This is a genomic window from Sanguibacter massiliensis (assembly GCF_900240335.1).
GTDB classification, from domain to species: domain Bacteria; phylum Actinomycetota; class Actinomycetes; order Actinomycetales; family Cellulomonadaceae; genus Flavimobilis; species Flavimobilis massiliensis.
Window position 1 is genome coordinate 96163 of sequence record NZ_LT964979.1, and the last position, 12647, is coordinate 108809.

Annotated in this window: 12 protein-coding genes; 8 read left to right on the plus strand and 4 right to left on the minus strand. The window is 70.6% G+C overall.

The window, feature by feature from the left end:
- Positions 1-320: 320 nt before the first annotated feature.
- The 3 genes from C1729_RS00420 (at position 321) to ilvC (ending at position 3845) form a co-directional block, all read left to right on the plus strand.
- The gene (locus tag C1729_RS00420) at positions 321-2186 is read left to right on the plus strand and encodes an acetolactate synthase large subunit (RefSeq protein WP_102507759.1); all 1866 of its coding nucleotides are present in this window, start codon (positions 321-323) and stop codon (positions 2184-2186) included.
- A 14-nt stretch (positions 2187-2200) separates the two neighbouring features.
- Positions 2201-2725 carry an acetolactate synthase small subunit gene (gene ilvN / locus C1729_RS00425; protein WP_102507761.1) on the plus strand — a complete coding sequence of 175 codons (525 nt, stop codon included), beginning with the start codon at positions 2201-2203 and terminating at the stop codon, positions 2723-2725.
- Between the two features lie 94 nt (positions 2726-2819).
- Positions 2820-3845 carry a ketol-acid reductoisomerase gene (gene ilvC, locus C1729_RS00430; RefSeq protein ID WP_102507762.1) on the plus strand — a complete coding sequence of 342 codons (1026 nt, stop codon included), beginning with the start codon at positions 2820-2822 and terminating at the stop codon, positions 3843-3845.
- Positions 3846-4021: 176 nt separating this feature from the next.
- On the opposite strand, the gene C1729_RS00435 is transcribed toward ilvC, so the two are convergent.
- On the minus strand, positions 4022-4903 hold the full coding sequence (locus C1729_RS00435; protein WP_129590611.1) for an META domain-containing protein: 882 nt from the start codon (positions 4901-4903) through the stop codon (positions 4022-4024).
- Between the two features lie 177 nt (positions 4904-5080).
- Here C1729_RS00435 and C1729_RS00440 point away from each other — a divergent pair, with 177 nt between their 5' ends.
- Positions 5081-6124 (plus strand): 3-isopropylmalate dehydrogenase, encoded by a 1044-nt coding sequence (locus C1729_RS00440; protein WP_102507766.1) that lies wholly within the window; start codon positions 5081-5083, stop codon positions 6122-6124.
- A 97-nt stretch (positions 6125-6221) separates the two neighbouring features.
- Complete coding sequence (locus tag C1729_RS00445) at positions 6222-7343, plus strand: branched-chain amino acid aminotransferase (RefSeq protein WP_102507768.1); 1122 nt, start codon at positions 6222-6224, stop codon at positions 7341-7343.
- Positions 7344-7420: 77 nt separating this feature from the next.
- Here C1729_RS00445 and C1729_RS00450 read toward each other — a convergent pair whose 3' ends face one another.
- Positions 7421-8254 (minus strand): hypothetical protein, encoded by an 834-nt coding sequence (locus C1729_RS00450; protein WP_102507769.1) that lies wholly within the window; start codon positions 8252-8254, stop codon positions 7421-7423.
- A gap of 346 nt (positions 8255-8600) precedes the next feature.
- On the opposite strand from C1729_RS00450, the gene cimA reads away from it, so the two are divergent.
- The 3 genes from cimA (at position 8601) to C1729_RS00465 (ending at position 11895) form a co-directional block, all read left to right on the plus strand.
- Entirely contained in the window at positions 8601-10190 is a 1590-nt protein-coding gene (gene cimA / locus C1729_RS00455) for a citramalate synthase (protein WP_102507771.1), read from the plus strand.
- A 62-nt stretch (positions 10191-10252) separates the two neighbouring features.
- Positions 10253-11308: a lipoate-protein ligase LplAB gene (gene lplAB / locus C1729_RS00460; protein WP_102507773.1), complete on the plus strand. Its 1056-nt coding sequence runs from the start codon at positions 10253-10255 to the stop codon at positions 11306-11308.
- Positions 11305-11895 carry a mycothiol transferase gene (locus tag C1729_RS00465; RefSeq protein WP_102510436.1) on the plus strand — a complete coding sequence of 197 codons (591 nt, stop codon included), beginning with the start codon at positions 11305-11307 and terminating at the stop codon, positions 11893-11895. The genes lplAB and C1729_RS00465 overlap by 4 nt, the downstream gene beginning before the upstream one ends.
- 91 nt (positions 11896-11986) lie before the next feature.
- On the opposite strand, the gene C1729_RS00470 is transcribed toward C1729_RS00465, so the two are convergent.
- Both C1729_RS00470 and C1729_RS00475 read right to left on the minus strand, forming a co-directional pair.
- Entirely contained in the window at positions 11987-12409 is a 423-nt protein-coding gene (locus tag C1729_RS00470) for a hypothetical protein (protein ID WP_102507776.1), read from the minus strand.
- Entirely contained in the window at positions 12396-12590 is a 195-nt protein-coding gene (locus tag C1729_RS00475; RefSeq protein WP_102507777.1) for a helix-turn-helix transcriptional regulator, read from the minus strand. The genes C1729_RS00470 and C1729_RS00475 overlap by 14 nt, the downstream gene beginning before the upstream one ends.
- Positions 12591-12647: the final 57 nt, after the last annotated feature.

Genomic DNA, 12647 nt, shown 5'->3' on the forward strand with positions numbered 1-12647 from the left:
CACGCGGTCCCGCCCCGTGAGACCGGGGCGACCCGTATGTGACACGACGGGACCCTCCGGCGTACGCTGACCCCGTGCAGACGATCCTCGTAGTACTTCCCGGGCGCGCGGCCTGACCGGCCACATCCCGGTCGTTGACGCGCGCTCTCCCCTCGCATGGCCCCCACCCGGGCTCGAGGGGTTTTTTCTTGCCGCTGAACCCTCAGCGGCGCCACCCGAGGATCGACTCTCACCACCGTGAGACCGGGGCCGCAGCCGCATCCGGCGAAGGCCCCGCCAGCAGTCCGAGCAGTCCCAGCATCGCAGCCAGGGAGAAGACCATGGCCCAGGGTCACCCCGCATCCGACCAGGCGTCCACGACGCCCAGGCCGGCGCCCAGCCCCGCCCACGCAGCCGCCGCCGCGGCCGAGCGCGCCCGCGCGTCCGTACCGCAGCGCGAGGAGATGACCGGCGCGCAGTCGCTCATCCGCTCGCTCGAGGCCGCGGGTGTCGACACCGTCTTCGGCATCCCGGGCGGCGCGATCCTCCCGGCGTACGACCCGCTCATGGACTCGACCCAGCTCCGGCACATCCTCGTGCGCCACGAGCAGGGTGCGGGCCACGCCGCGCAGGGTTACGCCCAGACGTCCGGCAAGGTCGGCGTGTGCATGGCGACGTCGGGACCCGGTGCGACGAACCTCGTCACGCCGATCGCCGACGCGAACATGGACTCGATCCCGCTCGTCGCGATCACGGGCCAGGTCGGCGCGTCGTTCATCGGCACGGACGCGTTCCAGGAGGCCGACATCGTAGGCATCACGATGCCCGTCTCGAAGCACAACTTCCTCGTCACCGACCCCGCGGACATCCCGCGCGTCGTCGCCGAGGCCTTCCACATCGCGCGCACCGGCCGTCCCGGTCCCGTGCTCGTCGACGTCGCGAAGTCCGCGCTGCAGTCCCGCACGGTCTTCGAGTGGCCGACCGACCTCCACCTGCCCGGCTACCACCCCGTGACGAAGCCGCACTCCAAGCAGATCCGTGAGGCCGCGAAGCTCCTCGCGACCGCCCGCCGGCCCGTGCTCTACGTCGGCGGTGGCGCGATCCGCTCGGGTGCGGCCGACGTCCTGCGCAAGCTCGTCGACCTCTCGGGCGCGCCCGTCGTCACGACGCTCATGGCGCGCGGCGCCGTCCCGGACTCGCACCCGCAGAACCTCGGCATGCCCGGCATGCATGGCACGGTCCCGGCCGTCGCCGCGCTCCAGCGCGCCGACCTCGTCGTCTCGCTCGGCGCGCGCTTCGACGACCGCGTCACGGGCAAGCTCTCGTCGTTCGCACCGGGCGCCGCGATCATTCACGCGGACATCGACCCGGCCGAGATCGGCAAGAACCGCGCCGTGGACGTCCCCATCGTCGGCGACCTGCGCGAGACGATCTCCGAGCTCGTGCCGGCGCTCGCCGACGAGCACGCGAAGAACGGCCTGCCGGACCTCGCGGGCTGGTGGGCGACGATCGACGACTGGCGCGAGACGTACCCGCTCGGCTACGCGCCGACCGCGGACGGACTCCTGTCCCCGCAGCACGTCATCCAGACGCTCGGCGAGATGGCAGGCCCCGAGGCCGTCTACGTCGCGGGCGTCGGCCAGCACCAGATGTGGGCCGCGCAGTTCATCCGCTACGAGCGTCCGGCCGCGTGGCTCAACTCGGGCGGCCTCGGCACGATGGGCTACTCGATCCCGGCCGCGATGGGCGCGAAGGTCGGCGACCCGGACCGTGAGGTCTGGGCGATCGACGGCGACGGCTGCTTCCAGATGACCAACCAGGAGCTCGCGACTTGCACGATTAACGACATCCCCATCAAGGTCGCGCTCATCAACAACTCCTCGCTCGGCATGGTCCGGCAGTGGCAGACGCTCTTCTACGACGAGCGCTACTCGAACACCGACCTCCACACGGGCCACGGCACGGCGCGTGTCCCTGACTTCGTCAAGCTTGCCGACGCGTACGGCTGCGTCGGTCTGCGCGTCGAGCACGCGAGCGACGTCGAGGCGACGATCAAGAAGGCGCGGGAGATCAACGACCAGCCCGTGCTCATCGACTTCAACGTCTCGCGCGACGCGATGGTGTGGCCCATGGTCGCCGCGGGCGTGAGCAACGACGACATCCAGTACGCGCAGGGGATCTCCCCGGCGTGGGACCGCGAGGACTGAGAGGACCCGGCACCATGACCCGTCACACCCTCGCCGTGCTGCTCGAGAACAAGCCCGGCGCCCTCACCCGCGTCGCGGCCCTCTTCGCGCGCCGCTCGTTCAACATCCACTCCCTCGCGGTCGGTCCGACCGAGCACGAGGGCATCTCCCGCATGACGATCGTCGTCGACGTCGACGAGCTCCCGCTCGAGCAGGTGACGAAGCAGCTCAACAAGCTCATCAACGTCATCAAGATCGTCGAGCTCGACGACGAGTCGTCCGTCCAGCGCGAGCTTCTGCTCGTCAAGGTCAAGGCCGAGGCCGGCACCCGCTCGGCGGTGCTCGAGGTCGTCGAGCTCTTCCGCGCGCACGTCGTCGACGTCGCCGTCGACGCCGTGACGATCGAGGCGACCGGCAACCCCGGCAAGCTGCGCGCCCTGCTCGCGGCGCTCGAGCCGTACGGGGTGCGCGAGATCGTCAAGTCCGGCGCGATCGGCATTGGCCGCGGCTCCCGCTCGATCACCGACCGCGCGCTCGACCGCGTCTCACGCAGCGCCTGATCCTGCGGCGGACGGCCGTCGTGGGGTTGACTTGCCCCGGACGGTCGGTCGCCGACCCACGCTTCACACCGCACACAGAACGAGGAGAAACATCGTGGCAGAGCTTTTCTACGACGACGACGCCGACCTGTCGATCATCCAGGGCAAGAAGGTCGCGATCGTCGGCTACGGCTCGCAGGGCCACGCCCACGCGCAGAACCTGCGCGACTCGGGCGTCGAGGTCGTCATCGCGCTCAAGGAGGGCTCGAAGTCGATCGCCAAGGCGACCGACGAGGGCTTCGAGGTCAAGACGGTCGCCGAGGCCGCGGCCTGGGCGGACCTCATCATGATCCTCGCGCCGGACCAGCACCAGCGCTCGATCTACGCCGACTCGATCGCGCCGCACCTCACCGAGGGCAAGACGCTCGCGTTCGCGCACGGCTTCAACGTCCGCTTCGGGTACATCGCCGTCCCCGAGGGCGTCGACGTCATCCTCGTCGCCCCCAAGGCGCCGGGCCACACGGTGCGCCGCGAGTTCGTCGCGGGCCGCGGCATCCCGGACATCATCGCGGTCGAGAAGGACGCGACGGGCACGGCGTGGGCGACGGCGCTCTCGTACGCGAAGGCGATCGGCGGCACGCGCGCCGGCGTCATCAAGACGACGTTCACCGAGGAGACCGAGACCGACCTCTTCGGCGAGCAGGCCGTCCTCTGCGGCGGCACGTCGCAGCTCGTCCAGTACGGCTTCGAGGTCCTCACCGAGGCCGGCTACCAGCCGCAGATCGCCTACTTCGAGGTTCTTCACGAGCTCAAGCTCATCGTCGACCTCATGTGGGAGGGCGGCATCGCCAAGCAGCGCTGGTCGGTCTCCGACACGGCCGAGTACGGCGACTACGTCTCGGGCCCGCGCGTCATCACGCCCGAGGTCAAGGAGAACATGAAGGCCGTCCTCGCGGACATCCAGTCGGGTGCCTTCGCGGAGCGCTTCATCGGCGACCAGGACGCGGGCGCTCCCGAGTTCCACGCGCTGCGCGAGAAGGGTGCCCAGCACCCCATCGAGACCGTGGGCCGCGAGCTCCGCTCGCTCTTCGCGTGGAAGCAGCAGGACGCTGACTACACCGAGGGCTCGGCCGCGCGCTGATCCTCGCACGACGACGAACGGCCCGCCCGCACCGGTTGGTGCGGGCGGGCCGTACGTCCTTATCCGACTCGTAGGTCTTCAGCACCATTCGATGGTGCTGAAGACCTACGAGTCGGGCTCGGCGTGCCGGGCCGGGATCGCCTGGGTGGGGACGGCCGGAGCGTCCGGTCGGGACGTCAGGCCTTCTTGACGAGGCGGACGAGCTCGGCGCCCTCCGCGTCAACGAGGACGAGCGAGCCGTCGGCGTCGAGGCCCGCCGCGCGCGCGGTCGACGCGAACATGGGCATCTGGACGCCCTCGCAGTAGATCAACGTCTGCGGGCCCGACGTGGCACGCCACGAGCCCTTGTCCGAGAGCCACAGGCCCTGCGCCCCGTTGCAGCCGTCCGAGCCGGTCCACGTGCCGTCGGCCGCGAGGGTGAGGTAGGAGGCCTCGGGGTCGCCGACGGGCTCGGCCGGGAGCCAGCGGCCGACGAGCTCGTCCGTCGTCGCGGCGGTGACGCCCGCGGGCAGGGCGGGGGAGGCCGGGTCGAGCGCTGCGCGGAGCGCGTCGTCGAGGACGGGGTCCTTCGCCAGATCGGGGGAGTCGTGCGCCGGGACCTTCGGGGTGCCGCCGGGCGTGAGGGTCGCGGTCGCGATGCCGTCGGCCCCGAGGAGGACGAGGTCGTCGCCGGCTGTCGCGAGCGAGGCCGCGTCGTCGAGCCACGCCGGGAGGTTCGGGACGTCGCACGTGCCCGAGCCGGCCCACGCGTCCGTGAGGAGCGCGCCGTCTGTTCCGAGGAGGTAGGAGCCCTCGACGCGGCCGCAGTCGAGCCACAGGGTGAAGCCGTAGCCGATCTGGACGACCGTGCCCGGGTCGGCGGCGGCGCCGACGACGGTCCACGTGCCGACGGCCTCGCGGGCGTCGGTGAGCGACACGGGGGCGTGCTCGTCGATCGAGGTCGGCTGCGCACCGGGCGCGTCCGGGTTCGCGCACGCGCCGAGCAGGAGTGCTGCGGGCGCGAGGGCGGCGACGGCGAGGCGCACGCGGCGGGACGGACGGGAGGTGGTGGTCCTCACGAGGGTTCCTCTCGGACGGGGGTGACGACGTGCATGTGTCCTGGTCGGCAGGGGGCTTGCACCCGTCGCGCGGAATCGTCGCAGGACCGCCGTCGTCCCGACCCGCGGGAGGATACGTCTCACCATGTGGTGAGACGGTCCGTCGGAGTGCGGACGGCGCGCCCTACGATCCCCTGCATGACGAGCAACATCAACCTGGCGGTCGTCGCGGGCGACGGCATCGGCATCGAGGTCGTCGAGCAGGGCCTCGCGGTCCTCGAGGCTGCCCTCACGGGCACCGACGCGACGGTCTCGCAGACGGCCTTCAACCTCGGCGCGCAGCGCTGGCACGCGACCGGTGAGACCCTCACCGACGCCGACCTCGACGCGATCCGCGGCCACGACGCGATCCTCCTCGGCGCCATCGGCGACCCGACGGTGCCGTCGGGAGTCCTCGAGCGCGGCCTCCTCCTCAAGCTGCGCTTCGCGCTCGACCACTACGTCAACCTGCGCCCCGCGAAGCTCTTCGCGGGCGTGCGCTCGCCGCTCGCCGAGCCCGGCGAGATCGACTTCGTCGTCGTCCGCGAGGGCACCGAGGGCCCGTACGTCGGCAACGGCGGCTCGATCCGCACCGGCACGCCCCACGAGGTCGCCAACGAGGTCTCCGTCAACACGGCCTTCGGCGTCGAGCGCGTCGTCCGCGACGCCTTCGCGCGCGCCGCCGCGCGCCCGCGCAAGCACCTCACGCTCGTCCACAAGCACAACGTCCTCGTCCACGCAGGCCACCTGTGGCGTCGCACGGTCGAGGCCGTCAACGCAGAGTTCCCCGACGTGACGACGGACTACCTCCACGTCGACGCCGCGACGATCTTCCTCACGACGAACCCCTCGAGGTTCGACGTCATCGTCACCGACAACCTCTTCGGCGACATCCTCACCGACCAGGCCGCCGCCATCACGGGTGGCATCGGTCTCGCGGCGTCCGCAAACATCAATCCGGACCGCACCGCCCCCTCGATGTTCGAGCCGGTCCACGGCTCCGCCCCGGACATCGCCGGTCAGGGCAAGGCCGACCCCACCGCGACCGTCCTCTCCGTCGCGATGCTCCTCGACCACCTCGGCTACGCAGCCGAGTCGGCGAAGGTCACGGCCGCGGTCGCGGCCGACCTCGTCGAGCGCGGTACCCGAGTACGGTCGACGGCCGAGATCGGCACCGACCTCGCGCAGCGCGTGGCCGAGTGACCCCAGCGGGTCCCGTGCCCTCGGCCGTCCTCACCCGGTAACGTCCGTTGGTGGCGGGCGCGCGTCCCGCGCGCCCGCCCGGTGAAAGGCCACCCTCATGAACGACAGCACCACCCCCACGCAGATCTCCGACCTCGCCGCGGCCTACGACGTGACCCTCACGGACACGCCGACGCCCGATCACGAGCGGGCGTCGGCCCTCGCCGCGCCCCGCTTCGGCACCGTCTTCTCCGACCACATGGCCCGTGCCCGCTGGACCGCCGACGGCGGCTGGGCCGAGCGCCGCGTCGAGAAGTACGGCCCGCTCCAGCTCGACCCCGCGACCGCGGTCCTCCACTACGCCCAGGAGATCTTCGAGGGGCTCAAGGCGTATCAGCACGCCGACGGCTCCGTGTGGACCTTCCGGCCCGAGGCCAACGCCGAGCGGTTCGCAGCGTCCGCCCGACGCCTCGCCCTGCCCGAGCTCCCCGTCGACGACTTCGTCGCGTCGATCGAGGCGCTCGTGCGCGTCGACCGCGAGTGGATCCCCACGGGCGACGAGGCGAGCCTCTACCTGCGTCCCTTCATGTACGCGTCGGAGAAGTTCATCGGCGTGCGCTCGACGCTCGAGGCTGAGTACCTCGTCATCGCCTCACCCGTCGGCCCGTACTTCGCCAAGGGCGTCAACCCGGTCTCCATCTGGGTGTCGCAGAACTACCACCGCGTCGGTGCCGGCGGCACGGGCGCGGCCAAGTGCGGCGGCAACTACGCCGCGAGCCTGCTCCCGCAGCAGGAGGCCTACGCGAACGGCTGCGACCAGGTCGCCTTCCTCGACGCCGCGACGAACACGACGCTCGAAGAGCTCGGCGGCATGAACATCTTCGTCGTCGGGGCCGACGGATCCGTCGCGACGCCCTCCCTCACGGGCTCGATCCTCGAGGGCGTGACCCGTCGCTCGATCCTCCAGCTCGTCGCCGACCGCGGCATCGGGGTCCACGAGCGCACGATCACGCTCGATGAGGTCCTCACCGGCCTGCGCGACGGCTCGATCGCCGAGATCTTCGCGTGCGGGACGGCCGCCGTGCTCACGCCCATCGGCCGGCTCGCGGGCGCCGACTTTGACCTCACCGTCGGTGACGGCACGTCGGGCGCGCTGACGATGTCGATCCGCGAAGAGCTCACCGACATCCAGAACGGCCGCCGGCCCGACCGGCACGGATGGATGCACCGGCTCGTCTGACGTCGCGCCGTCGAAGGCGAATGCCCCGGCTCTCCTCGTGGGAGAGCCGGGGCATTCGTGTTCCGTGAAGGCGCGGGTCAGCGGCGCTTCACCGTGATCTTCTGCGCCTTGGTCTTGTAGCCCTTCGCGTACTTGACGGACGAGACCTTGAAGTAGACGTGCCCGGTCTTCGTGAGCTTCTTCGTCTTGAGGACCGCCTTTGCCCAGTACGAGCCCTTCTTGGCGACGAGCGACTTCGTGACGATCTTCGTGTACTTCTTGGCACCCTTCTTCTTGTAGTAGAGGGTGACCTTGCCACCGTGCTGGTAGGCAGGAGCGTTGAACGTGATCGTGGCGGTCTTGCCGACCCGCCAGCTCGGCGCGTAGTAGGTCGTCTGAGCGAGGCTCAGCTTGGGGTGCGCCTTGATCGTCACCTTCTTCTTGACGATCTTCGTGACCTTGCCGTAGGGCGACACGGTCCAGTTCTGCTGCGTCACGGGGATCGCGAGCTCGTAGACCCCGGGGCTCGTGTAGGCGGACACCCGGAGCTTGTACGTGTTCGCTCCCGTGACGATGTTGTCCGGGTAGGTGCTGATCGACGGGCGGGACGGGTCCTTGACCTTCGAGGAGAGGGTCCTGACCTTCGGCCCGTAGAACTCGGAGTCGTATGGCTTGTAGAGCACGCTCAGGCCGTCGCCGTTGTCATCGGTGACGACGCTGCTGTCGGCGGCCGTGCCGCTGACGTTGACCGTGAAGGCGTACTCCTTGGTCTTCGACGAAAGCGTGTACGACGACTTCATACCGGAGACAGAGAGTCCGGTGAACGTGGGTGTGGCGGCTGCGTGGGCGGGAGCGGTCGCGACGAGCGCCCCGGAAGCTGCAAGTGCAAGCGTCGCGAGCGACGTCACGGCGCGCTTGGTGAAGGTCTTCAATGTTTCCCCTGGTGAGATGCGGCGCGCCCGTGCGTGCGCGCGAACGACATGTGCATGGCGAACCTAAGGGATAAAGCTCGGGCGCGCGCGTTGAACGCGGGTGAAGGGTCACTTCGTGGAACGTGAGGTTCTCGTCCGCCACCGAAGGTCGTAGGTCCACCAGGTGGGCACCCGTGTCTCGGGCTCCGGGGTGTGGCATCATCCCTCTGTGACCTGCTTCACCCTCATCATTGCGTAGCGCGCCCGGCCCCGGCTCGGCGCGCAGACCTCCCGTACCTTCCGGGGGGTCTTTTTGTTGGTCACGACACCACGGTCGACCCCGACCACCGACACGAGGAGAGTCCCGATGGGCTTCGACGTCTACGACACCACGCTGCGCGACGGTGCCCAGCAGGAGGGTATGAACCTGTCCGTCGCGGACAAGCTCGCGATCGCCCCGCTGCTCGACGAGCTCGGCGTCGGCTACATCGAGGGCGGCTGGCCGGGCGCGGTGCCCAAGGACACCGAGTTCTTCGCTCGAGCCGCCAAGGAGCTCGAGCTGCGCCACGCGGTGCTCGCGGCGTTCGGAGCGACCCGCAAGGCGGGCATCGTCGCGTCGCAGGACCCGCAGGTGCGCGCGCTGCTCGACTCGGGCGCACCCGTCATCACGCTCGTCGCGAAGTCCGACGTCCGCCACGTCGAGCGCGCGCTGCGCACCGAGCGTGCCGAGGGCCTCGCCATGATCGCGGACACCGTCGCATTCCTCGTCAGCGAGGGACGCCGTGTCTTCGTCGACGCCGAGCACTTCTTCGACGGCTACCTCTTCGACCCCGCCTTCGCGCTCGAGGCAGCCCGCGCTGCCGCCGACGCGGGCGCCGAGGCCGTCGTCCTGTGCGACACGAACGGTGGCATGCTCCCCGATCAGGTCACCGAGATCGTCGGCGCGGTGCGCGACGCCCTCGGCCCCGACGTGCGCCTCGGCATGCACGCCCACAACGACTCGGGCTGCGCCGTCGCCAACACGATCGCGGCCGTCAACGCCGGTGCCGAGCACATCCAGGGCACCGTCAACGGCTACGGTGAGCGCACCGGCAACGCCGACCTCCTCACCGTCGTCGCCAACCTCGAGCTCAAGCTCGGCCGTCCCGTCCTCGCGGGCGACGGGCTCGCCGAGGCGAGCCGCATCGCCCACGCGATCTCCGAGCACACGAACATCTCGCCTTACGGCCGCCAGCCCTACGTCGGGGCGAGCGCCTTCGCGCACAAGGCCGGACTCCACGCGAGCGCGATCAAGGTCGACGCCGACCTCTACCAGCACATCGACCCGCGCCTCGTCGGCAACGACATGCGCATGCTCGTCTCCGACATGGCGGGGCGTGCGTCGATCGAGCTCAAGGGTCGCGAGCTCGGCTTCGACCTCGCGGGCCAGAGCGAGCTGCTCAGCCGCGTCACACACCGTGTCAAGGACGCTGAGGCCCAGGGCTACACGTTCGACGCGGCCGACGCCTCCTTCGAGCTCCTCCTGCGCGAGGAGGTCTCCGGCACGCGCCTCAGCTACTTCACGGTCGAGTCGTGGCGCTCGATCGTCGAGCGTCACGGCTCGCGCGGGGCCGACACGTCCTCGGAAGCGACGGTCAAGCTCACCGCGGGCGGCGAACGCATCGTCTCGACCGGCGAGGGCAACGGCCCCGTCAACGCGCTCGACCACGCGCTGCGCCAGGCGCTCCTGCGCGTCTACCCCGAGCTCGAGGAGTTCGAGCTCATCGATTTCAAGGTCCGCATCCTCGACAACTCCCTCGGCACCGACGCCATCACGCGCGTCCTCATCGAGACGACCGACGGCGAGACGTCGTGGTCGACCGTTGGCGTCGGCCCCAACCTCATCGAGGCCTCGTGGGAGGCCCTCACTGACTCGGCCGTCTACGGCCTCCTCAAGGCGGGCGTCGAGCCCCGCTGACCTGCGGAGCGTGACCCACGCCACGGCACGGGCGTCCTCGCGCGGACGTAGTGTGGGGCCTTGTGAGAGGCGAATACAAGGTTCCCGGTGGCAAGCTCGTGGCGGTCGACGTCGAGACCGACGAGGCAGGCGAGAGGCTCGCGCAGGTCGCGGTCTCGGGCGACTTCTTCCTCGAGCCGGACACAGCTCTTGAGGACATCGACGCGGCGCTCGTCGGCATGCCGGCGACCGCCTCGGTCGCTCAGCTCGCGCGCGCGGTCGAGGGGGTGCTCGACGACTCGGTGACGATGGTCGGGTTCTCCGCCGAGGCCGTCGCGATCGCCGTGCGCCGAGCACTCGGCCACGCGACGGGCTGGCACGACCACACGTTCGAGATCGTCCACGAGGGCCCGCAGAGCCCCGCGATGCACATGGCTCTCGACCAGGCGATCTCCGAGAGCGTCGACCGCGGCGAACGACGCCCGACGCTGCGGATCTGGGAGTGGGGCGCACCTGCGGTCGTCATCGGCTCGTTCCAGTCTTTGCGCAACGAGGTCGACCCCGAGGGCGCGGAGAAGCACGGCATCACCGTCGTCCGCCGGATCTCGGGCGGCGGCGCGATGTTCATCGAGCCCGGCAACACCATCACGTACTCGCTCACGGTCCCGAGCTCGCTCGTCGAGGGCCTGAGCTTCGAGCAGTCCTACGCGTTCCTCGACGACTGGGTGCTCGGCGCGCTCGGCTCCCTCGGCATCGAGGCGACGTACAAGCCGCTCAACGACATCGCGTCCCCTGCCGGCAAGATCGCGGGCGCCGCGCAGAAGCGGCTCGTCGGGGGAGCGGTGCTCCACCACGTGACAATGGCCTACGACATCGACGCGGACAAGATGCTCGAGGTCCTGCGCATCGGCCGCGAGAAGATGAGCGACAAGGGCACGAAGAGCGCCAACAAGCGCGTCGACCCGCTGCGCTCGCAGTCGGGCATGGCCCGTGCGGACGTCATCGAGGCGTTCAAGGACTACTTCGCGAGCCGCTACGACACCGTGCCGGGCGTGGTGACCGACGCCGAGCGTGCTCGCGCGGCCGAGCTTGCGGAGACGAAGTTCTCGACGGAGGAGTGGACGGCGCGGGTCCCGTGACGGTCGACGACGCGTTCGTCCGGTCGTGCGCCCGGCTCGACCGCGTCGTCGACGCCCTCGTGTGGAAGACCGAGGGGCTCTCGGAGCGCGAGCTGCGGACGCCGATGACCCCGACGGGCTTCACGCTGCTCGGGGCCTTGCGGCACTGTGCGAACGTCGAGCTCGGCTACCTCGGGGACTGCTTCGGCCGGCCCTGGCCGGGCGAGCCGTCGCCCGTGAGCGTGCCGCTCGACGCGTACGACACGGACCCGCAGGCGGACTGGTGGGTGCCCGTCGAGGTTCCGGCCTCGGTGGTCGTCGGGTTCGTCCGCGACGTGCACGCGCACGTCCGGCCGACGCTCGACCTCGGTCCGGGCACCCCCGGCGTCGTCCCGTGGTGGCCTGCGGAGAGGTCGTCGACGACGCTCGGCCTCGTGCTCGACCACCTGCTCGCGGACCTGCTGCGGCACGCCGGCCAGATGGACGTCGTGCGCGAGCTTGTCGACGGTGCGGTGGGGCTCGCGCGGGACGATGCCTGGAACGTCCCCGACGGCGTCGACTGGCCCGCGTACGTCGCGCGGCTGCGGGGGATCGCCGCGCAGTTCTGACGCGAGCACGGCGCTTCTCAGGGTGCGGCGACGGCCCGGACCCTGGGGGGTCCCGGGCCGTCGCCGCGTCCGGAGGGGTCGGGGAGCATGCTCAGCCGCGTCGGGCGACGACGACGCTCGTGACGACGAGCGTGCCGATGAGCAGCCACAGGAGCACCGCCATGACGGGGACGACGGGGGCGTCGAGCGCGAGCGCGACCGTGGCGATGCTCGTCGCGCCGATCGCGACGAGCCCTGTCGTCGCGAAGGACTTCTCGACGAGCCGGGTGTCGCGCTCGTCGGCGCGGCCGGTGATCGTGCGCTCGGCGGCCGTGAGCCCGGCCGGGTTGCGGAGCGCGCGGACGACGGCGACGCAGAAGAGGACGAGGACGGTGCCGCCGCCGAACGCGACCCCCTTCGCCATGGAGTCCTGCCCGTTGGCGGTGAGCAGGAGGACGAGGGTGATGGCGGCGGCGAGCCCGCACGCGAGCCCGACGGCGCCCTGGACGAGGGTCGTGCGGCTAGTCGTCGACATGGAAGATCTCCTCGATCGTGAGGTGGAAGTGGCGGGCGATCGCGAACGCGAGGGGGAGCGAGGGGTCGTACTTCCCGTTCTCGATGGAGTTGACGGTCTGACGGGAGACGCCGAGGGCGGCGCCGAGCGCGGCCTGGGAGAGGCCTGCGGCCTCGCGGAGCGTGCGGACGTCGTTGCGCATCAGGGGCTCCGGGGAGCGGTGCTGGTCACGTGACCTCCTGTGTCAAGGTAGCTTGAT